The organism is Corynebacterium endometrii, from assembly GCF_004795735.1.
Classification (GTDB): domain Bacteria; phylum Actinomycetota; class Actinomycetes; order Mycobacteriales; family Mycobacteriaceae; genus Corynebacterium; species Corynebacterium endometrii.
Map to the genome: position 1 here is coordinate 223,675 of NZ_CP039247.1, position 21,139 is coordinate 244,813.

Below are 21,139 nucleotides of genomic sequence, written 5' to 3' on the forward strand. Positions count from 1 at the left end.
AAGTCATTAGCGGTGGAAGCGCTGTTCGCCTACCTTAAAGGTGGCCGCGCTTCACCGCTTTGTGCTGAGCGCCATCTCCCCAGGCACCGGCTGCGCAGAGGTGCTGTGGGGTCAGCGGGGCGGCGTCGGCAGCGCGGGAAGCGAGGGCCCGCGCGAGGATACGGTGCGTCCGCGGACATCGCGCTGGGAGAGGTCCACGGTGGAGGCGATCATGATCGCCAACGCAATGGCCATGGCGGACCAGCCCGGAGCGGATTCCACGCGGAAGTGCTCGCCTAACACGGCATAACCCAGGCTGAAGGCCACGATGGGCTCCATGATGGTCATGGCCGGCAGCGATTGGGTGAGTGGACCGGAGTGGAACGAGTATTGCTGCAATACCGTGCCAACTCCGGCGCTGGCGGCAAGGGTATAAAACTCCCAAGACCCCAGCAGTACTGCCACGCCCTCGTCTTTAAAGATGTCCACCACGGCCTTAGACAACACGGCCACGTAGCCGTACAGGGTGCCGCACAGCGCGCCAAGTAGCAGCGCACGCTTCGAGCGGGCGCGGGCGGAGGCGAGCCCAAGAATCGCCATGGCACCAATGCCGATGGCGATAGCCGGAAGCCAGCGGTCCATGGGCGGGCGGCTCATGCCGGCCTCGGGGCGGCCTAGGATGATGAGCACGGCCACGGCGGCGGTAAGCAGGGCGGACCAGAGGAGCTCAGATCCCGCCATGCGGCGCTTGGAATACCAGGCGGCCAGGGGGAGGGTGAGCATGAGGGAGAGGACCAGGATGGGCTGCACAATGAGCAGGGTGCCGAATCCCAGGGCGAGGATCTGCAGGCCGTAGGCCACCACGGCGGCACCCGTGCCAACCCACCATAAGGGGCGCTTTATCGCGGTGCGCATGACGGCATTGTTGGCCTCAAGCGCGATCTTGTGCCGCACAACGGTGCCCCATGCGATGGTCAATGAGGAGGCAAGCGCGAAGGTGACGGCCAGCAGAGTGTCAAACACGTAGTTAACCGTATAGAAAAAGCGTGGAATGGCGAAGTTGGGGAATTAAATCCCAAACCTTGGGAAAATTAGGGGTGAAAATGTCTATATTGTGAGACAAAACGGTTCTCATCTGTGAGGGCCACGTTGTACGATGGTTGTTATCCGTGACTCCTTTATAAGGGGCAACGTGAATATCAACCGTACAAGATGGAAGGCGGCAGCATCCAGTGGCCCTGATCGTGCAAAAATACGGAGGTTCATCCCTCGAATCGGCCGAGCGCATTCGCGCGGTGGCGGAGCGCATCGTGGCCACGAAAAAAGCCGGCAACGATGTGGTGGTTGTGTGCTCCGCGATGGGGGATACCACGGATGAGCTCTTGGACCTAGCCGCGGCAGTCAACCCGGTCCCGCCGAAGCGCGAGATGGACATGCTGCTTACCGCCGGTGAACGTATTTCCAACGCGCTGGTGGCCATGGCCGTGGAGTCCTTCGGCGCCGAGGCGCAGTCATTTACCGGTTCCCAGGCGGGCGTTCTTACCACCGAACGGCACGGCAATGCGCGCATTGTGGACGTGACGCCTGGTCGCATCACGGAGGCGCTGGACAAAGGCAAGATTTGCATCGTCGCCGGTTTCCAGGGCGTGAATAAGGAAACCCGTGACGTCACCACCCTGGGTCGCGGTGGCTCTGACACCACCGCCGTTGCCTTGGCGGCGGCGCTGAAGGCCGATGTGTGTGAGATTTACTCTGACGTGGATGGCGTATACACCGCCGACCCGCGCATTGTTCCGGACGCGCAAAAGCTGGAGCAGCTCTCCTTTGAGGAGATGCTGGAGATGGCGGCCGTCGGCTCCAAGATTCTTGTCCTGCGCAGCGTCGAGTACGCGCGTGCGTTTAATGTACCCCTGCGAGTTCGCTCGTCTTATAGCAATGACCCCGGCACCCTGATCGCCGGCTCGATGGAGGATATCCCTGTGGAAGAAGCAGTACTAACTGGTGTGGCAACCGACAAGTCCGAGGCCAAGGTCACCGTCCTTGGCATCCCGGACCGGCCAGGTGAGGCGGCTAAGGTCTTCCGCGCTGTTGCCGACGCGGAGATCAACATCGACATGGTTCTCCAGAACGTCTCCTCACTGGAGGATGGCACCACGGACATCACGTTTACCTGCCCACGCGAGGACGGCCCACGCGCGGTTGAGCTGCTGAGCAAGCTGAAGGCCGAGGGCGGCTGGACCAACATTTTGTACGATGACCAGGTCGCTAAGGTTTCTTTGGTCGGCGCGGGCATGAAGTCCCACCCGGGCGTGACCGCGGACTTTACCGAGGCGCTGCGTGACGTCAACGTCAACATGGAACTCATTTCCACCTCTGAGATTCGCATCTCCGTTCTGACCCGCGAGGCTGACGTGGACAAGGCCGCCAGGGCGCTGCATGACAAGTTCCAGCTCGGCGGCGAAGTGGAAGCCACCGTCTACGCGGGCACCGGCCGTTAGACGCCCGCAAAGCGTTTAACGCAGAAAGGAATACTCATGACTACTGTTGCAGTTGTAGGCGCCACCGGCCAGGTTGGCCGCGTGATGCGCTCCATCCTCGAAGAGCGTAACTTCCCGGCGGACAAGGTTCGCTTCTTCGCGTCCCCGCGTTCGGCGGGCACCGAGATTGACTTCCGCGGTGAGAACATCGTGGTTGAGGATTTGACCAAGGTCACCGAGGAATCCGTCGCGGATGTGGACATCGCCCTATTCTCCGCCGGTGGTTCCACCTCCAAGCAGTGGGCTCCCGTCTTTGCCGCCGCCGGCGCTACGGTCGTTGACAATTCCTCCGCTTGGCGCAAGGACGATGAGGTGCCGCTCATCGTCTCCGAGGTCAACGGCGAGGCCGTGAAGGATCTGCCGAAGGGCATTATCGCCAACCCTAATTGCACCACCATGGCGGCGATGCCGGTGCTCAAGCCGCTGCACGATGAAGCCGGCCTTGCCAAGCTGCATGTGTCCTCCTACCAGGCTGTCTCCGGTTCCGGCCTGGCCGGGGTGGAGACCCTGGCAAAGCAGGTCGAATCCATTGGTGATCATAATGTGGAGCTGACCCATGACGGCTCCAAGCTCTCCACCAACGAGCTTGGCCCTTACGTGGCGCCAATCGCATTTAACGCCCTGCCGTTTGCCGGCAACCTGGTGGATGACGGTTCCCTGGAGACCGACGAAGAGCAAAAACTGCGCAACGAGTCACGCAAGATTCTGGGCATCCCAGGGCTGCGCGTCTCCGGTACCTGCGTGCGCATCCCGGTATTTACCGGTCACACCCTGACCATCCACGCGGAATTTGAAAGGTCCATTACCCCGGAGCGCGCCAAGGAACTTCTGGCCAATGCGCCTGGCGTGACCGTGGTAGACGTTCCTACGCCGCTTGAGGCCGCAGGCAAGGATGATTCCCTGGTTGGGCGCATCCGTCAGGATCAGACCGTCGATGACAACCGTGGCCTGGTGTTGGTTGTCTCGGGCGATAACCTGCGCAAGGGCGCCGCGCTGAACACGATTCAGATTGCGGAGCTATTGGTTTAACGGCACCTTGTGCATGCGAGGCCGGCGGGGTGGCTTTCCCGCCGGCCTCTGGCGTTTTAGAGACTAAACCAGGGGCTCCGGGGCTTCAGTGGGCCAAGTCGTGGAAGGACAAAGCTCCCCACCGCGTAATCCGTTCACTTCGATTACGCGGTGGGGAGCTAGTCGTTTTTAGCTGCTGAGGCGGTCTACTCTGGTTTGTTCCGCTTCTTTTCTACAACCTTTGCGAGCTTGTCCGCGCCCTTGCCATCGAAGTCCAGGTCAGCGGCCTGCTCCTGGGATACAGGTTCGGTGTGCACGACGTAGGTCACGGATGGGTCTGGATTCTCGCGGTCGAAGTCCTCGAGCTCATCGTCGGCCTCCAGTTCATCAAGGATCTCCTCGGAGACGGCCTCGACGAACTCTGGCTTGTCCATATTGGACGCGGCGGCGAGCTTGGACAGCTCCTTCTTGTTCTTGAGCGTGAAGCGCTTGCGTGGATCCAGCTTGCGCGCCACCAGGACGCGGGCACGGCGGCGGCGGTCGGATTCCTCGTTGAGCTTGCCGCGGTTTTTAATCCAGCTTACGGACATGACCACGATGACTATCAGGCCGAGGTAGCCCAGGATTGGGTAAACGCCGCCAACCAGCTGCTTGAAGCCAACGAAGGACAGGGCAAAGCCAATCAGGCAGGAAACGGCGTAGAACAGGTAGAACTTCTCTGGATTGTTGCGGGTCAGGCGCTTGGACAGCGCGTAGAACATGCCCACGGCGGTGTTGAAGACCATGCCGAAGATGGCGATGGTCATTGGGTAGGTCAGTACCGGGTTGATCTGGTTGATCATCTCAAGCACAGGAAGATCCTGGCCGTTGACTTCGCGAACAACGAAGAACAGGGAAACTACCAGCAGGGACAGCAGTACCAGGTAGATGAAGCCGGCGAACAGGCCGCCAAGTCCTACGGAGCGGCCGTCAAGGAAGTTGCCGCCAATAACAATGGACATGGACACCGCACACAGCACGTTCAGGCCGGTGTAGTTCAGTGCGGAAATCCACCAGTTAGGCAGGGTGGTCTCAACTTCCTGCATCGCGTAGTTATTAGCGTCGGAGAGATCGACGTCGGTGGTGACGATGGTGTAGACCGTCGCGGCCACGATGAAGATAATGATGAACGGGGTGATGATGCCAATGACGTTGGTGACCTTGTCCACGTCCAGCTTGCCGGTTAGCAGGACCAGCACCAGCATAATGAGGCCGCCCACCCAGGCCGGCCAGCCGAACTGCTGCTGCAGGTTGGATCCACCGCCGGCGAACATGACAAAGCCGATGGAGAACAAGGTCGCTAGTGTGGCCCAGTCCATCACCTTGGAGGTGATTGGCCCGGAGACCTTGTCATAGACGGCGGTGTGCTCATCTGCCTGGAAGTAGGAGCCAAGCTGCAAGATGGCAATACCGGAAATCATCATCAAGGCGGCGGCCAGGGCTACGCCCCAGAAACCAGCCTCGCCGAAGGAGACGAAGTACTGCATGGCTTCCTGACCGGAAGCAAAGCCGGCGCCCACAATAACGCCGGTAAAGGCCATGGAGATGCCTATTGCGCGTTTAAGCATTATTAATATCCTTGTACACGCGCCTAACCCCCGCACTGGAAGCGGGGGTTAGGGTCGACGTTCGATTTTCCGCGTGTTTCCCCTTTAACAATAAGTGCGAAACGGCCCGTGTAGTGAATCGAAAAGCCCCCATGCGCTGCGCATTTCGTGCACGGCGGGCCTGTCTTTCCCGTCCCACCCTGCCAAAACGCGGATATGGTAACGGCTCGGTAACGATTAGCGCCTAGCTGTGCATTCGATGTGGATACCCTGCCTGTATTGAATGCCAGTCTTGCTAATTGAGGCATCGATGGGGCGGCGGGGCTTTTGAGATCTTGTGCCTGCGGGCTTGTCCCACCGGTTTCCACCGATGCAGGGCTTGGTGAACCCCGCGAAATAACTACCGTTCCCGGACTAGGTCCTTGCGCGCTCGCGCCACGCGGGAGCGGATGGTGCCCACGCGCACGCCGGCAATCTTCGCCGCTTCCTCGTAGGTGTACCCCAGGACCTGGGTCAAGATGAGGGCCTCGCGGCGGTCCTCGGGGAGCCTGTCAATCATGTTGCGTACATCAATCCACTCGCTCCACGAGGAGGCGTCTTCCTGGGGCATGGTCGCCGCGGCGTCCTCATATTCGGTCGCGGACTTGCGGGGGCGCGCCATGTCATGGCGGATGTTATCTATCCATGCGCGCCGGGCGAGTGAGAGCAGCCAGGTGCGGGCCGAAGAGCGTGCGGCGAAGCGGGGGAGCGCGGACATGACGCGCAGATAGGTTTCCTGCGTCAGGTCGTCGGCAATCTCGGCGCCGCCTAAGTGCGCGAGCAAGCGCCACACGTCATCCTGGGTTGCGCGAATGAACTCCGTAAGCGCGGCACGGTCGCCACGGCCGGCGCGCAACGCCAGGTCAGTGACGCGTGCGTCATCGGCTTCGGAGTGGTGTTTCACGCCTGATAAATCTACCACCCGGCGGGGTTGAACTATCGCAGGTACAATGGTGCGAAATTTCTAATTAATTTTAAGAGACCGGTCGCCATTTTCCATTGAATGGTGTAGGTTATAGTTAGGCCAAAATTGATAGCCAATCTCTAAACACTAGGAGGCCTCCCCATGGCTAATGAAAAGTCTGCAGTAGACCAGATTCTGGACCGCGGCGCACGCGAGCCAGGCGGCGAGCAGTCCACCCGCCCTTCCGGTCAGCCGGTAGCGTCTGAGAACACTTCCATCACCGCCGGCCCACAGGGTCCAAATGTTCTCAATGACATTCACCTGATTGAAAAGCTCGCTCACTTCAACCGTGAGCGCGTTCCAGAGCGCACCCCTCACGCAAAGGGCCACGGCGCCTTCGGCGAACTGCACATCACTGAGGACGTTTCCCAGTACACCAAAGCGAAGCTGTTCCAGAAGGGCACCGTAACCCCAATGGCGGCTCGCTTCTCCACCGTTGCCGGCGAGCAGGGCTCCCCTGATACCTGGCGTGACGTTCACGGCTTCGCACTGCGCTTCTACACCGAAGACGGCAACTATGACATCGTGGGCAACAACACCCCAACCTTCTTCCTGCGTGACGGCATGAAGTTCCCTGACTTCATCCACTCCCAGAAGCGTGACCACACCGGCCTGCGCAACGCCGATATGCAGTGGGATTTCTGGACCCGCACCCCAGAATCCGCTCACCAGGTGACCTACCTGATGGGTGACCGCGGTACCCCTAAGACCTCCCGCCACCAGGACGGCTTTGGTTCCCACACCTTCCAGTGGATCAATGAAGAGGGCCAGGCAGTCTGGATTAAGTACCACTTCAAGACCCGTCAGGGCTGGGATTGCTTCACCGATGCAGAGGCTGAGGAGATGGCTGGCCGCAACGCCGACCACCACCGTCAGGACCTGTACCGCGCAATCGAGCGTGGTGACTACCCAATCTGGGACGTCAAGGTTCAGATCATGCCTTTCGAGGATGCGGAGAACTACCGCTGGAACCCATTCGATCTGACCAAGACCTGGTCCCAGAAGGATTACCCACTGGTTGACGTTGGCTACTTCGTGCTCAACCGCAACCCACGTAACTTCTTCGCTCAGATTGAGCAGATCGCACTGGATCCGGGCAACATCGTTCCTGGCGTTGGCCTGTCCCCAGACCGCATGCTGCTTGCCCGTGCTTTCGCTTATGCTGATCAGCAGCGTTACCGCATTGGACCTAACTACAAGCAGCTGCCTGTCAACCAGCCAATCAACAAGGTCAACACCTATGAGCATGAGGGCTCCATGCAGTTCCTGTTCAACGATGAGGCTGACCCAGTTCACTCCCCTAACCGCCACGCAAAGGGCGCTGGCTACCTGGATGATAATGAGACCTCCGGTTCCGGCAAGACCCTGGGCCAGGCATATGACCTGTACGTCAACCCGGATCCACATGGCACTGACCTGACCCGCGCGGCCTACGTCCAGCACAAGGATGATGATGACTTCATGCAGGCCGGCATCCTGGTGCGTGAGGTTATGGATGACGCCGCCCGCGAGCGCCTGGCTAACAACATTGCCGGCGCTATGGAAGGCGTTCACCCTGACACCGAGGCTCGTTGCTACGAGTACTGGACCAAGGTTGACCCAGACCTGGGCAAGCGCGTTGAGGTTCTCTTCAAGGCCAAGGGCGCGGAGCGCCGCGACGGCGCAGAGAACGTCTAAAAGTTACGGTGCGCCTAGCTGAAACTATCGCCGCTGGTAGTTACAGTTTCAGCTATGAGCGCTACTACTTCTTCCCGGCGACCACGGCTTAGGTACCTACTGGCATTAGTCCTGGTACTTATCCCGCTGGTGGCCGGTGCCGTTTTTGCCGCGGTGCAGGGGTTTGATCCGGCCCGCGCCTGGTCCAGTGAGGAGGAGCGCACGGGCGCTCCGGCGGTGGGGGTTGATCCCTCCCTCTTAGTCGATGCACGCCGGGCCTCCAACGAGGCTAAGGCGCAGGCGGGGTTCCTGGAGACTGGCGCTAATCAGCTGTCCGACGGAACCTCCCAGTTGTCCGAGGGCTCCACCGAGCTCTCCGGCGGCGTCACCCAGCTTAAGCAGGGTGCGCAAGCCCTGGCGGACGGCCTCGTGCAATTGCAGGCCGGCACCGGTCAGCTCGGAGACGGCGCCACGGAACTCGCCAACGGGGTGCAGGCGGCGGTGGACCAGGTCGTTGGCCTGGAAGCGGTCAAGGGCCAGCTGCAGGGGGCAGTGGACCGCGCCATCGAGGACCTGGAGGGCAATGACAACCCAGAGGCGGCGACCGCGAAAGAACAGCTAATCAATCTGCGGGGGCAGATTGCCGCGTTCGAGATCGGTGAGAATATCACCGGGCCTCTCAATGAGTTGAAAAACGGCTCGCGGGAACTGTCCAACCAACTGGACGTGCCCGGTTACGCTTATCATGACGGCATCTACTCTGCGACCAAGGGCGCCCAGGATCTCAACGCAGCCATTGGGGAGCTCGAAGCCGGGGTTGGTGAGGCGCTGGGCGGAGTGGACCAGCTAAACGAGGGCGCGGGGCGCTTGAAGTCCATGGCCGAGCAAAACGCCGGCAAGGTGGACGCGGTGCAGCGCGCCCTGCCCGCCGCGGCGGCCGCCCCCGAGGAGGAGAAATCCTCCCTGGCCCCGGTCGTTGCCCTGATGATCGCCGCCCTCTCCGTGCTCATCGGTGCGGTTGTGGCGCGCACGCGCTGGTTCTACATCCTCGGCGGCCTCGTAGGCGCGGCCGCGGCGGCGGGGATTGTGGCATTCGCGTTTGCAACCAACACGCTGCCGGCGTCGACCGTCGCCGCGATAGCCGGCGTGGCGTTCCTCGGCGCGGCCGCCTCCGCCGCGATTACCAGGGCGCTCGTGGGCCTGTGCGGCCCAACGGCAGGCATGATCCTCGCCGCGGTGCTGGGGTTGGCGCAGTTGGCGGTATGCGCATTCCTGCTCAAGGACGTGGCCGCCAGTGACGGCCAGCTCCCGGGCGCGCTGAGTTTCATCGCCAACCTGATGCCGGTGCAGTGGGCATCGACCGGCATGACCGTGCTTGGCAATGGCGGCCAACCGTCACAGCTGTGGACCGCGCTGGTGGTCCTAGGCGCCGTGGCCGTCATTGGGCTCGCGAGCCGCTTTATTGCTCCATCGCGCGCGGATGAGCAAAGAATTCCTGAGGAATTGGAAGCTGCCTAGGCTCCTGGGCGCGGAAGGCCTGCAGCCGGGGCTTCCAATTCTTTGGGTCCGTATCGAGCTGTTCAATATCGCCGGTCTCGCGGTTGACGAAGGTTGGCCCCAGGGAGGAATCCGGTTCCGAAGGGCTAAACAGCCAGTGCGTCTCGGTTTCTGCGGCCCCGGCCAGCGGGCCACGCGCTGCATGTACCTTGGCTGCGGCTTCGTGGAAAGTAATCATGGCTCCCAATGTAGCGCCTAGGGGATAGTACCCCTGCATCGCCAACCTGTATTGCTTGAGGAAATCTGTGAAACCGTGGTGAGCATCGCTATGGCGCCTTGGGAATATGCAGCTTCATAAAAGCCAGCTGTGAAAATGGAATTCGGTATTAACTTGGCTAGGTTTCTTGGAACGCCTTTGCTAAAATCGATTCTGCTCACAAAGCCCGCTTAGGGGGCGGGCATGCGGTTTCTCCAATCCGTTGTGAGTGATAGGGAATAGGGGACGGAGCGGTATCTTCGGATACCGCTCCGTTTCGTTTTGCCTCCTACATACTCAGGGCCCGGACCAGGGGCGGGAGGTTGCGGGGCATACAAAAGCGCCCGCCGGGCGGCTCAATTGCGTGAGGCGTGCGGCGGGCGCGTTGGCGTTGAAAGCGCCGATTAGTACATCTTCTGGGTGCCGCCGTCAGCCATGAGGGTCTGTCCGGTCATGTACTGGGAATCGTCGGAGAGTAGGAATGCAACGATTGGCGCTACGTCCGTCTTTGGATCGCCAAAGCGGCCGAGTGGAACGTTGCGCAGGGTTGCCTGGTACATATCTGGGAAGGCCTCGCTCCAGGCCTTAACGCCCTCGGTCAGCGCTAGCGGGCTGACCACGTTGACGCGGATCCCGTCCTTGGCCCACTCGTTGGCTGCAACGCGGGTCAGGCCGCGGATGGCCTCCTTCGCAGAAGCGTAGGCCGCCTGGGTCTGCTGGCCAGAGATGCCGGCGCCCGAGGCGAAGTTAACTACGGAACCGCGGCTCTCCTTCAGGTGAGGGTAAGCCTCGAGCATGAAGTTGCGGGTGGCGACGAAGCCGGTGTTGAAGGACAGGTCCCAGTCTGCCTCGGTGAGATCCACGAATGGGGCCTGCTTCGATGCGTGTGCATTGTTGACAACACCGTCGAGGCGGCCGAAGGTGTCAATAGCGGCCTTAACAGCTTCCTGCGCGGTCTCGCGCTTGGATACGTCACCGTAGAGGGAGACTACCTTGTCGCCGAGTTCCTCACCCAGGGCCTTGACGGCATCCTCGCTGAAGTCTACTGAGACTACGTTGGCGCCGCGCTCAACCAGCAAACGTGAGATGCCCTGGCCAATTCCGCCAGCGCCGCCGGTGACAATAAAAGTCTTTCCCTGAACCGTCATGGTTCCTCCTTAATCGTGGTTATGACATGTTCAGGATAGCATTGAAGGCCCCTATACCGGGCCTCAGAGGGGCGGGATGCAGGGCTCGCGCGGGCGGCTCTGCCGGTAAGGTAATTTGCTTTAGCAACTATGACAATCGGCATGCCCGTAGCCTTGCGTTCCCGCATACGGGGGCGCCGGGCGATTCGGGTCATCGATTCTTCTTGGCGATAGCTGCGCTGAGCACCGTGGCAAACGAGGTCCATGCCGCGTACGGGGAAAGCAGCACGCCGCGCTCCGGTGCTGACTTCCACGCGCGGCGGACCATATCCACAGAGCTCAGGGCAAGGGCACCCGCCCATGCGGCCGCCAGCTTCTTCCTACGGGAACGGAAGAACACGCCCGTCCATCCTGCGTTGAGAACCAGGTTGGCGCCCAACGCGGCGGCATTCGCGCGTGCCGATTTAGCATCCCCGTCTTCCAGGTTATCGCTGATGACCAGTGAGTTAACCACTGCGATATCCGTATAGAGGGCGGTCCAAACAACCGGGAAGAGCGCCGCCGGTGGCTGCCAGGACGGCAGCTTGAGGCGGCGGTAATTCTTGTTGTCCGGATCGGTCAGGACCGCACCCGTTGCCGAGCACGCGGCCACGGCGGCGCCCACCGTGCCCAGCGTGCGCAGCCAACGCTTGGTATCCGTGTCCTTTGTGGCCTTGATGACCGCTTCCCTAAAGGTTTCGTTACCGCCTTCCGGGGTGCCGATAAAGCCCTCAAGGTCGCGCTCCTTGACCACCGTGTCATGCATCAGGCTGCCGATGAGCGGCTCGGCGATCTGCGCGTCGACTGGCGTTACCAGGGAGATCCAGTGCGCGGCCATCCTGGGCGTGGCCACCGGAGCGGAAAAGAGGAAACGTGGGCCCAGCTTGAGCGCCTTGGCGTACTCCTTCATCATCTTGGCGTATTTCAAGGTATCGGGGCCGCCGATGTCGAAGGTGCGGTTGACCTCGGACGGCAAATCCGCGGCGCCGGCGAGGTAGAAGACCACGTCGCGCACGGAGATCGGCGTGATGCGATTGAGGATCCATTCGGGGCCAATCGCGCCCGGCAGGCGCTCCGAAAGGTGGCGCAGCATCTTGAAGGAAATCGATTCATCGCCCAGGACCACGCCGGCCTGCAACGCGGCGGTGGGAACGCCGGAATCGATGAATACCTGCCCCACCTCCACCCGTGACGCCAGATGCTCGGAAAGCTCTTCACCTTGTGGATGCAGGCCGCCCAGGTACACGATGCGCTGGACGTCTTGAGCCTTCGCCGCCTCTGCGAAGTCCTGGGCCATTGTTATCTCGGTGTCCTTGAAATCATCATCATCGGACATGGAATGAACCAGGTACCAGGCCACGTCCACGCCGGCTAGGGCCCCGTTGAGATCATCGCTACTGGTGGCATCCCCCTCGAAGACCTCAACCTGACCTGCCTTTGCGGACTGGCCCCGCGGGACAATCGCCTCGGCCCAGTCCATGGTCTCTGCCTTGTCCCGGCTCCGCGATAGCGTGCGTACCGCCCAGCCGCGGTCTAATAGTTCCTGAACCACGTTGCGGCCTACGTATCCCGTGGCGCCGGTGACCAGTGCCAGGCGGGTATTCGATGTGGACGTGTTCTGATCCATGGTGGATACATCCTCTCTTCGGAGCGTGCGTGAAAAATGCACGTAGGCGCTGTTTGCCCCAGCCTACCGAAAGGTCGAGCCAAGGCTGGGGGCCGTTTTATGCCACACTGGGGAGCATGTCTTCTTTCGCCCACGCCACGCACCCGCCACGGATTCTTTGGCGCGTGATCATCCCCGCGGCGCTGGGCGGGCTGGGATTGTTCGTCTCGGCCATCTCCGCGACCGCCTCCGTGGGCTTCTACCTGGGCACATTCTTTACCGCCGCGGTGTGGTTCGCCACCTGGTGGCTATGCGGCAATCGCGCGGCGATGAAGGGGGACTTCCGGCGTGAGGTTCCGCGCGGCTTAATCATCGGGCTGGGGCTTATCGCCCTATTCATCGTCGGCGCGCTGATCGTGCGGTTCATCCCGCTGCTTGCCGCCCCCGTGGATGAACTGCTGGGCAATATGCGCACCGATACCGTGGCCATTACGCTATTAACGCTGGTGGTCAACGGCATTGGCGAGGAGCTTTTCTTCCGCGATGTGGCCCGCCGCCAATTCGGGAAAGTAATGTCCCCAAAGGCGGTGCTGATTGCGACCGTGCTGCTGTATATCGCGGTCACGGCCGCGATGGGCATCCCGCTCCTGCTGGTGGCCTCCGTCCTGATCGGCGGCCTGGCGGGCATGGAAGCCGCCCGCTCCGGCAACGTCATCTCCGCCATCACGCTGCACCTGACGTGGAGTGTGGGCATGGCGTTCCTGCTGCCCTTGATTATCAACTAGGCGGCTATCGCCTCACCATTAGCCCTACAAGGTCAAAGGCTAAAAGCCCTGGCGGTGTGCCAGGGCTTTTAGCCTTTTATGGTCGGGATAACAGGATTTGAACCTGCGACCCCTTCGTCCCGAACGAAGTGCGCTACCAAGCTGCGCCATATCCCGTGCAGATTTTTACGTTACTCCGATTGGGACTCTTAACCAAAAGGGCAGGTTAAGCGGGCTTTTCTGTTATCTTGATTAGCGCCGCGGAGGGGCGGCAGAAGATCCGCACGGGGGCATACTTGGAGGTGCCCAGTCCGTTGGTGACGTGCATCTTCATGGCACCGAAGTCATGCATGCCGGAGGCCCGCTTGCGATCGATCCCGGAATTGGTGACCAAAGCGCGCTCACCCGGCAGGCAGATCTGGCCGCCGTGGGTGTGTCCGGACAAGGAAAGCTGGTAGCCGTCAGCCTCAAAGCGCTTGAGGACGCGCGGCTCGGGGGAATGCAGCAGCGCCAGGGCCAGATCCGCGTCCGGGTTCGGGGCACCGGCGATTTCCGAATAGTCATCCAGATCGTGGTGCGGATCATCCACGCCGGAGGCCGCGAGCTTGACGTTTCCAACCTTAAACTCCAGGCGGGCCTGGTTGGCGTCCTGCCAGCCACGCTCGATGAACGCAGCACGCATGCCCTTCCACGGCAGATCGATGTAGCTGGGGTCGCGTTTTGCGCCCCATAGGTATTTGAATGGGTTGACCGGACGGGGCGCCCAGTAATCATTGGTGCCAAAAACAAACAGGCCGGGGCGGTTAAGGAGCGGCTCTAAGGCGCGGAGAACGTCCGGAACGCCGGCTGGGTCGGAGAGGTTGTCCCCGGTATTAACCACCAGATCCGGGTTGAGGGAATCCAGGGCGCTAACCCATGCAATCTTGTCCTCCTGGCCCGGAATCATGTGCAGATCCGAAAGGTGGAGGAGGCGGAACTCCTCCTTGCCGCGCAGGCTTCCGGGAGGCAGCAGGGGCAGGGTGTATTCCTTGAGGCGGAACTTGTTTAGCTCCGTGTGTCCCCACACCAGGGTTCCGAGGCCGGCCAGGGCGGTTGCGGCGAGGGCAGATAGCGCTGTGGTGGTTGTCTTTTTCACGTATTAGAGCCTACCCGGTCCGGGGCAGGTATTTTTGATTGCATGAGTGCTTTGAAAGATACGATTCGCAACGACATGAAGACCGCCATGAAGAATAAGGAAAAGGAGCGCCTCGGCGCCATCCGCTCCCTACTGGCGGCAATCCAGGCGGAAGAGACCTCCGGTTCCCGCCACGAGCTGACCGATGATGACGTGCTGAAGGTCATCGCCCGTGAGATCAAGAAGCGCCGCGAGTCCGCCGAGGTTTACACCGAGGCCGGACGCGAGGAGCTGGCCGAGCATGAGCTTAGCGAGGCGGGCTTCCTCGAGGCCTACCAGCCGGAGCAGCTGGACGATGAGGGCGTAAAGGCCCTTGTCGATGAGGCCGTTGCCGAGGTGGAGGCGGAAACGGGAGAAGCCGCCTCCATGAAGCAGATGGGTAGCGTCATGAAGGCGGCTAATGCCAAGGCGGCCGGCCGCGTAGACGGCAAGCGCCTGTCCGAGGCCGTCAAGGCGCGCCTGGCCTAAGAAGGTCGAAGTGGCCTCAGAAGCCTCGGCGCCGCCGAAGCTAAGGCCTAGAGGCCAAACATATTGCGCAGGTCGTTGGTGATACGGTCAACGTCGTTCTGGGAAATCAGTGGTCGGGGAGCCTGCGGCGCCGGGGCCGGCTGCTGATTAGTCCGGCCGGGGCCGCCGGGCGAACCGGGCTGCGGGGCGCCCGGCTGAGCTGGGGCCGAACCGGCGGATGAATCGTTGGAGGGGGCACCGGTGCCGTCGGATACCTGCAGGACCACCTCAGCCCCTTTCTTGAGCCCGCCGTTGGGCTCCAATGCGCGCACCACGCGCCCGTAGGCCACGCCGTCACCATTGACGCGGGTGACCTTCACGGTATAGCCGCGGTCCTCCAGGGTGCTGACCGCCTCAGCCTCGCCACGGTTGCGCTGCTGGTCCAGGATCTCCTCACCGGAGACGCCCTTATCGTAGGCGCGGTCATATCCCGCGATAGCGCCGTCCGCGGCGACCTGGCCCGCGATGCTGAAGAATGCGCGCGCGGGTTCCTCACCGCCGTAGAGGTTGCCTTCGCCGCACTGGCGCGCTGGGTTGGCGCACAGTGGGGTGGTGGAGGTGCCGTCATTGTAGATGTATGGCGCCGCGGCGATCTTCGAGTTAAAGCCCAAAAAGGCCGCGGATTGGTTGGATTCCGTGGTGCCGGTCTTTGCTGCCACGCGGCCGCCAAAGCCCATGGCCCGCGCGGCATTCGCGGCGGTGCCGTCCACCGAATCCGATGACAGGGCGTTGGCCAGGGCGTTGGAAACGTCGAAGTCAAGCGCCTGCTCGCACGGGGTCTCTTCAATGTAGACCTCATTGCCTTCCTTGTCCGTCACGCTCGCGATTGGGTCAGGCTCACACCAATTACCGCCGGAGGCGATGGTTGCGCCCACATTAGCCAACTCCAGGGGGTTGACCGCGGTAGGCCCCAGCGTGAATGAACCCATGGGGGCGTCCTTGGCGAACTGGGCAATGGAATTCTCCCCGTCATACGTGCCAGGATCATCGTAGGAGCGCAGGCCTAGTTTCACGGCCATGTCCACTACGTGGTCGATGCCCACCTGCTCCTCGAGCTTGATGAATGAGGTGTTGGGGGACTGCGCCAGGGTGTCCTGCAGGGTCATGGTGCCGCGGTAGGTGCCGGTATTTTCCACGCAGTAGCGGTCAGGCGGGCAGTTCTCGGCGCCGCCGCGGCCCAGCCCCTCCGCCTCATAACGCGAGGGGACCTCGAGGTTGGACTGCACGCCATAGCCGGCGTCCAGGGCCGCGGCGGCGGTAAAGACCTTGAAGACGGAACCGGCGCCGTTGCCAACCATTGAGTACGGCTGCGGCAGGATGGTCTGGCCGGATTCTAGATCCAGGCCGTAGGTGCGGGAGGAGACCATCGCCGTTACCTCGCGGCTGTTGGGGCTTGGCTCGAGGACGTTTATCACTCCGGCCACGCCGGGCTGGTTGGGGTTGACCTGCGAGTCGATGGCGGCCTTGGCCGCATCCTGCACGGCGGGGCGCAGGGTGGTGTTCACGGTGTAACCGCCGCGGGACAGCTCCTGCTCATCCAGGCCCTTGTCCGCGAGGTACTGCAACACGTAATCGCAAAAGAAGCCGCGGTCATTGGCTCCGATGCAGCCATTGGGTAGCAAGGCGGGGGACTCCAGCACGCCCAGGCCCTGGGCCGCGGCCGCGTCCGCCTCTTCCTGGGTGACGTAGCCGTTGCGCGCCATGGTCTGGAGGACCAGGTCGCGGCGGTCGGTGACCTCGGCGGTATTCGTGTAGGGGTTGAGGTATTCGGAGGACTGGACCATGCCGGCGAGCATGGCGGATTGGCCTAGAGAGAGCTCCGCGGCGGAAATGCCAAAGTAGGTCCGAGCCGCGGCCTCAATGCCGTAGGCGTGGTTACCAAAGGGCACAAGGTTGAGATAGTTGGTCAGGATCTCATCCTTGCTGAGCTTCTTGTCGATATCGGCGGCCATGCGGATCTCGCGCAGCTTGCGCCCGATGGACTGCTCCGTCGCCGCCTGCTGCTCCTCCGGCGTGGTGGCCCTGACCAGCAGGAGGAAGTTCTTCACGTACTGCTGGTTGAGCGTGGACGCGCCCTGCTGGACGCCGCCGGCTAAGACATTGGTGGCTAGAGCGCGGAAATTGCCCTGGAAGTCCACGCCCTCATGCTCGTAGAAGCGCTGGTCCTCGATGGAGACAATCGCGTCTTTCATATCCTGTGAGATTTGATCACCCCGAACGGGGTGGCGGCGCTGCTGGAAGAGGTACGCCATATTGTTTCCGTCCGCGTCCTTGATGACGGTCACGCCGGGGGCTTCGCCGGCGGATAGATCATCCACGTCGGATTCCATACTGGCGTTAGTGCGGGCGATGGCTACACCCGAAATGCCCGCTACGGGGGCAAGAGCCACGGCGATGAGGAGGCCCACCAGCGTGGTAGCCAGAACTATCTTTGCCAGCGATTTCGATATATTCACCTTCAATACCCTACGTGGTTTGAGCAAGTTGTGTAAGATACAGCTCCCCCCACTTGTGTGACGTGTTAGACAAGAGTTAAAAGCTGTGAATACACTGACGGTGTTCGCATTTTATGCTTGATAGTTCCCCTTAACCTATAAAGGAGCTCGCACGTAATGACTCTCAGCCTGAAGGGTTCTGGCCGGTCCGCAGTACGCGAGGGGTGGTCCGGTTCTACGTGGGAGCGCGGCGAATGGGTAACTCAGGCCAAGTGCCGCAGCGGGGATCCGGACGCCCTGTTCGTCCGCGGCGCGGAGCAGCGCAAGGCCGCGGTCATCTGCCGCCACTGCCCGGTACTTAACGAGTGCCGCGCTGATGCCCTTGATAATCGCGTGGAGTTCGGTGTGTGGGGCGGCCTTACCGAGCGTCAGCGCCGCGCGCTGCTGCGCAAGAACCCACACGTCTCCAGCTGGGCCGAGTACTTGGCTGAGGGTGGAGAGCTCAACTTTTAAAACCTAATGGATAAGCCCCGGCTTGGGGTGAAAGCACCCGTTTAGTGGCCTTCATGGCCCGGCGGGTGCTTTTTTCGACCCATAGGGCTGTTTAGTAGGCTTCACCGCGCTAGAATGAGCAGCATGACTAAATGGGAATACGCTACTGCGCCTGTCCTAACGCATGCTACTAAGCAGATCCTTGACTCTTGGGGTGAGGATGGCTGGGAGCTGGTGACTATCACTCCGGGCCCTAACCCTGAAAATGTGGTTGCTTACTTCAAGCGGGAGGTCGAGTAGATGAGCTACCTGGCGAAGCTTGAACAGCTGGGCTACGGGTTGCCCGGCGTTGCTAAGCCACTGGCGTCCTACGTCCCCGCCGTTCGCGTGGGCAACCAGGTCTGGACCTCCGGCCAGCTGCCAATCGTTGAGGGGCAGCTGAAGGCAACGGGCAAGGTGGGCGCGGAGGTATCTGCCGCCGACGCGGCCGAGTACGCTCGCATCGCCGTACTCAACGCCCTCGCCGCCATTGACGCTGAGGTGGGGCTGGATAACGTATCCCGCGTGCTTAAAGTTGTGGGCTTCGTGGCGTCCGCCCCCGATTTCGTGGAGCAGCCGGCCGTGATTAATGGCGCGTCTGATTTTATTGGTGAGGTCTTTGGTGACGCGGGCATTCACGCGCGCTCCGCGGTGGGCGTTGCCGTCCTGCCGAAGGACTCTCCGGTGGAAATCGAAGTAATCGTAGAAGTCAAAGAATAAAAGCAGACTGGATAGGCTAAATAATGTTGAAGCATCCTGCATATAGCATGCTGCGCCCCGTGTCTAACTCCGCGGGCGTGGTTCTGTGCGATAACCCAAGCTATTCCGCGCTTGAGGGAACCAATACCTGGATCATCCGTTCCGGTGAGGACAAGAAGGCGATTGTTGTGGATCCGGGTCCTGAGGATGAGGGGCACCTCAACATTGTCAATGCGCAGAGCGGGGAGGTTGCGCTGATTCTTCTGACCCACCGCCACAGCGACCATGCTGACGGTGCGCAGCGCCTGCGCCAGCTCACCGGTGCGCCCATCCGCGCCTTCGACAAGGCTTATTGCAACGGTGCTGAGCCGCTCGAGGAGGGGGAGGTTATCTCCATTGACGGTGTGACCCCCGAGATTGAGGTGGTCCACACCCCGGGGCACACCCGTGACTCAGTGTCCTTCTTCGTCTGGTCCGGCGAGCCGGGCAAATCCGAGCTCGAGGGCATTATGACCGGTGACACCATTGCCGGCCGCCACACCACTATGCTCTCCGAGTCTGACGGTGACCTTGGCGAGTACCTCGAAACCCTGGAGATGCTGGAAAAGCGCGGTGCCGGCGTGCGCCTGCTGCCTGGACATGGTCCAGACTTAGAGGATCTGTCCCAGTTTGCCCGCAAGTACATCGACCGCCGTCACCACCGCATCAACCAGATCAAGGAAGTGCGTTCCCGCCTGGGGGATGACGTGGATCTGAAGACGCTTATCGATGAGATGTATGACGATGTGGACCCCGTGCTGCGCCACGCCGCAGAGCAGTCCACCCGCGCGGCCTTGAAGTACCTGGACACGCACTAGACGCAGCGGGGCGGCGCGCCCTTTAGCGCTGTAGGAGTTCAAAACTAAAAGGAGGACCGGTTAACCGGTCCTCCTTATTTTTATGCTTTGGTTGAGCCTTGGCTTGGCCCCGCGGCGTGCCTAGCGGGCGCGGCGGGCCAGGTGCTCGGTGTCCACGATGAGGACGGATTTGCCTTCAAGGCGGATCCACCCGCGGTGGGCGAACGTGGCCAGGGCCTTGTTTACGGTCTCGCGGGATGCGCCGACCAGCTGGGCGATTTCTTCCTGGGTCAGATCGTGGTTGACGCGTAGGGCACCGCCCTCTTGGACGCCGAAGCGGTTGGCCAGCTGCAGCAGGGTCTTGGCGACGCGGCCGGGCACGTCCGTGAAGATAAGATCCGCTAGGTTAGCGTTGGTGCGGCGCAGGCGGCGGGCCAACACGCGCAGGAGCTGCTGGGCGATGGCTGGGTGCTCCTCAACCCAGTTCTTGAGCATCTCGGAGTTCATGGTCGCCGCCTGAACCTCGGTCACGCAGACCGCGGAGGACGTGCGGGGGCCTGGATCGAAGATGGAGAGCTCACCGAACATATCAGACGGGCCCATCACGGTCAGCAGGTTCTCACGGCCGTCCGGCGCGTGGCGGGCGAGCTTAATCTTGCCGGAGGTGATGATGTACAGACGGTCTCCCGGCTCGCCTTCCTCGAAGATGGTGGTGCCGCGCGGGAAGCGTACGGTCTCCATCTGCTCAGTAAGGTTGTTGACGGCTACAGGATCAACGCCCTGAAAGATGCCAGCGCGCGAAAGGATATCTTGTACGCTTTCCACGAGTTACTCCTTGCCTCTAGTGCACGGGGGATGCACAGATGCGTGTCTTGTCAATAGTGTGACCGCCGTTGTAGGTGTACGTGATACATCCCTCGCGACGGTATGTAACGGATCTCATCCTACAGTGGAGTCAGTCACTATTTCTACTCCTTCGAAACGTGATCACACAACTTTAGGCTGAGAAAGCTGAGGGTATGTTAAGCGTTTGTTGCTACGGGGCCAGTAGATCCGTCTCCAGCTTCTCCATGAGGAATGCAAACAGGGCTAGGCCAAGCGGCATCAGAATCACCAAAGAAATCATGACGGACATTCTACCGGCTACGCTGGATCACCATGACCACCGCCTCGACCCCAGTGACAGTTAGTACTACAAGTAAGGCCCGCGCAGGCTCGCCCACGGGGCGGCAGAAGCCAGGACGGCAAAAGTTAGGACCCCGGGATAAGGCCGGAAGGGTTCACGAGCTGCTCACGGAGATCTACCCGGAGGCGGTCTGCGAGCTAAACTTCACCAACCCGCTGGAGCTTACCGTGGCCACCGTATTATCGGCCCAGTGCACCGACGAACGGGTCAACCAGGTGACCCCGGAATTGTTCTCCAAGTATCCATCGGCGGCGGATTACGCGGCGGCGGACCGTGGGGAGTTAGAGGCCCTCCTGCGGCCGTTGGGGTTCCAACGCGCCAAGGCCGGTCACCTCATCGGCATGGGCGAGGCACTCGAAGCGCACTTCGGCGGCGAGGTGCCCCAGGGCATCGAGGAGCTGACCTCGCTGCCGGGTGTCGGACGCAAGACCGCGCTGGTGGTGCGGGGCAATGCCTTTGGGCTGCCCGGGCTCACCGTGGATACCCACGTCACCCGCGTGTGCACCCGGCTGGGCCTCACCACGGCCAAGACCCCACTGGCCATCGAAAAAGAGGTGGCCGCGCAGCTGGATGAGGCGGAATTGACGGACTTTTCCCACCGCGTCATTCTCCACGGCAGGCGCGTGTGCACCGCGCGCAAGCCGCAGTGCGGCGCGTGCATCCTTGCGGAGCTGTGCCCGTCCGCCGATGAGGCGTGAGTAGTATATGGGTGC

The 21,139-nt window shown here is 61.6% G+C and carries 20 protein-coding genes and 1 tRNA gene; 11 read left to right on the plus strand and 10 right to left on the minus strand.

The features are described from left to right. Window positions 1-111: 111 nt before the first annotated feature. Window positions 112-1,002: a DMT family transporter gene (locus CENDO_RS00980; RefSeq protein ID WP_168707150.1), complete on the minus strand. Its 891-nt coding sequence runs from the start codon at window positions 1,000-1,002 to the stop codon at window positions 112-114. Between the two features lie 209 nt (window positions 1,003-1,211). Here CENDO_RS00980 and CENDO_RS00985 point away from each other — a divergent pair, with 209 nt between their 5' ends. Together CENDO_RS00985 and CENDO_RS00990 are read left to right on the plus strand one after the other, a co-directional pair. Further along, window positions 1,212-2,477, plus strand: a complete 1,266-nt coding sequence (locus tag CENDO_RS00985; RefSeq protein WP_136140369.1) for an aspartate kinase — start codon at window positions 1,212-1,214, stop codon at window positions 2,475-2,477. Window positions 2,478-2,513: 36 nt separating this feature from the next. Then, entirely contained in the window at window positions 2,514-3,545 is a 1,032-nt protein-coding gene (locus tag CENDO_RS00990; RefSeq protein WP_136140370.1) for an aspartate-semialdehyde dehydrogenase, read from the plus strand. A gap of 185 nt (window positions 3,546-3,730) precedes the next feature. Here CENDO_RS00990 and CENDO_RS00995 read toward each other — a convergent pair whose 3' ends face one another. After that, window positions 3,731-5,131, minus strand: a complete 1,401-nt coding sequence (locus tag CENDO_RS00995) for a YkvI family membrane protein (protein ID WP_246014323.1) — start codon at window positions 5,129-5,131, stop codon at window positions 3,731-3,733. Window positions 5,132-5,510: 379 nt separating this feature from the next. Continuing rightward, window positions 5,511-6,053: an RNA polymerase sigma factor gene (locus CENDO_RS01000; RefSeq protein ID WP_136140371.1), complete on the minus strand. Its 543-nt coding sequence runs from the start codon at window positions 6,051-6,053 to the stop codon at window positions 5,511-5,513. 162 nt (window positions 6,054-6,215) lie between these two features. Here CENDO_RS01000 and CENDO_RS01005 point away from each other — a divergent pair, with 162 nt between their 5' ends. After that, window positions 6,216-7,790, plus strand: a complete 1,575-nt coding sequence (locus CENDO_RS01005) for a catalase (RefSeq protein ID WP_136140372.1) — start codon at window positions 6,216-6,218, stop codon at window positions 7,788-7,790. A 54-nt stretch (window positions 7,791-7,844) separates the two neighbouring features. Then, window positions 7,845-9,287 carry a hypothetical protein gene (locus tag CENDO_RS01010; protein WP_136140373.1) on the plus strand — a complete coding sequence of 481 codons (1,443 nt, stop codon included), beginning with the start codon at window positions 7,845-7,847 and terminating at the stop codon, window positions 9,285-9,287. Here the strand turns inward: CENDO_RS01010 and CENDO_RS01015 are convergent. The 3 genes from CENDO_RS01015 to CENDO_RS01025 all read right to left on the minus strand — a co-directional run bounded on the left by CENDO_RS01015 (window position 9,229) and on the right by CENDO_RS01025 (window position 12,315). Next, window positions 9,229-9,504 (minus strand): peptidase M23, encoded by a 276-nt coding sequence (locus CENDO_RS01015; RefSeq protein WP_136140374.1) that lies wholly within the window; start codon window positions 9,502-9,504, stop codon window positions 9,229-9,231. The genes CENDO_RS01010 and CENDO_RS01015 overlap by 59 nt on opposite strands. A gap of 422 nt (window positions 9,505-9,926) precedes the next feature. Then, window positions 9,927-10,670: an SDR family NAD(P)-dependent oxidoreductase gene (locus CENDO_RS01020; RefSeq protein WP_136140375.1), complete on the minus strand. Its 744-nt coding sequence runs from the start codon at window positions 10,668-10,670 to the stop codon at window positions 9,927-9,929. Between the two features lie 190 nt (window positions 10,671-10,860). Next, a complete protein-coding gene (locus tag CENDO_RS01025) occupies window positions 10,861-12,315 on the minus strand; it encodes a tryptophan-rich sensory protein (RefSeq protein ID WP_136140376.1) in 1,455 nt (484 codons plus the stop codon). A 116-nt stretch (window positions 12,316-12,431) separates the two neighbouring features. On the opposite strand from CENDO_RS01025, the gene CENDO_RS01030 reads away from it, so the two are divergent. Further along, window positions 12,432-13,079 carry a CPBP family intramembrane glutamic endopeptidase gene (locus CENDO_RS01030; protein ID WP_168707151.1) on the plus strand — a complete coding sequence of 216 codons (648 nt, stop codon included), beginning with the start codon at window positions 12,432-12,434 and terminating at the stop codon, window positions 13,077-13,079. Between the two features lie 79 nt (window positions 13,080-13,158). Here CENDO_RS01030 and CENDO_RS01035 read toward each other — a convergent pair. Both CENDO_RS01035 and CENDO_RS01040 read right to left on the minus strand, forming a co-directional pair. Continuing rightward, window positions 13,159-13,235, minus strand: a tRNA-Pro gene (locus tag CENDO_RS01035). 49 nt (window positions 13,236-13,284) lie between these two features. Next, window positions 13,285-14,193: a metallophosphoesterase gene (locus tag CENDO_RS01040; protein WP_136140378.1), complete on the minus strand. Its 909-nt coding sequence runs from the start codon at window positions 14,191-14,193 to the stop codon at window positions 13,285-13,287. 42 nt (window positions 14,194-14,235) lie between these two features. Between CENDO_RS01040 and CENDO_RS01045 the strand changes: the two genes are divergently transcribed. Next, entirely contained in the window at window positions 14,236-14,700 is a 465-nt protein-coding gene (locus CENDO_RS01045) for a GatB/YqeY domain-containing protein (protein ID WP_136140379.1), read from the plus strand. Window positions 14,701-14,747: 47 nt separating this feature from the next. Here CENDO_RS01045 and CENDO_RS01050 read toward each other — a convergent pair whose 3' ends face one another. Continuing rightward, complete coding sequence (locus CENDO_RS01050) at window positions 14,748-17,195, minus strand: transglycosylase domain-containing protein (protein WP_210726549.1); 2,448 nt, start codon at window positions 17,193-17,195, stop codon at window positions 14,748-14,750. 156 nt (window positions 17,196-17,351) lie between these two features. Between CENDO_RS01050 and CENDO_RS01055 the strand changes: the two genes are divergently transcribed. From CENDO_RS01055 to CENDO_RS01070, 4 genes are all read left to right on the plus strand, one after another. Further along, window positions 17,352-17,687: a WhiB family transcriptional regulator gene (locus CENDO_RS01055; RefSeq protein WP_136140380.1), complete on the plus strand. Its 336-nt coding sequence runs from the start codon at window positions 17,352-17,354 to the stop codon at window positions 17,685-17,687. A gap of 123 nt (window positions 17,688-17,810) precedes the next feature. Next, window positions 17,811-17,966, plus strand: coding sequence for a Sp36 family protein (gene sp36 / locus CENDO_RS01060; protein ID WP_210726550.1), 156 nt, complete (start codon window positions 17,811-17,813; stop codon window positions 17,964-17,966). Then, the gene (locus CENDO_RS01065; protein ID WP_136140382.1) at window positions 17,967-18,425 is read left to right on the plus strand and encodes a RidA family protein; all 459 of its coding nucleotides are present in this window, start codon (window positions 17,967-17,969) and stop codon (window positions 18,423-18,425) included. Between the two features lie 26 nt (window positions 18,426-18,451). Next, entirely contained in the window at window positions 18,452-19,261 is an 810-nt protein-coding gene (locus CENDO_RS01070; RefSeq protein ID WP_136142083.1) for an MBL fold metallo-hydrolase, read from the plus strand. A 120-nt stretch (window positions 19,262-19,381) separates the two neighbouring features. Here the strand turns inward: CENDO_RS01070 and glxR are convergent, their stop codons facing one another. Then, window positions 19,382-20,065 carry a CRP-like cAMP-activated global transcriptional regulator GlxR gene (gene glxR / locus CENDO_RS01075; RefSeq protein ID WP_136140383.1) on the minus strand — a complete coding sequence of 228 codons (684 nt, stop codon included), beginning with the start codon at window positions 20,063-20,065 and terminating at the stop codon, window positions 19,382-19,384. Window positions 20,066-20,398: 333 nt separating this feature from the next. Between glxR and nth the strand changes: the two genes are divergently transcribed. Beyond that, window positions 20,399-21,124 carry an endonuclease III gene (nth, locus tag CENDO_RS01080; protein WP_136140384.1) on the plus strand — a complete coding sequence of 242 codons (726 nt, stop codon included), beginning with the start codon at window positions 20,399-20,401 and terminating at the stop codon, window positions 21,122-21,124. The last annotated feature ends 15 nt before the right edge of the window (window positions 21,125-21,139 follow it).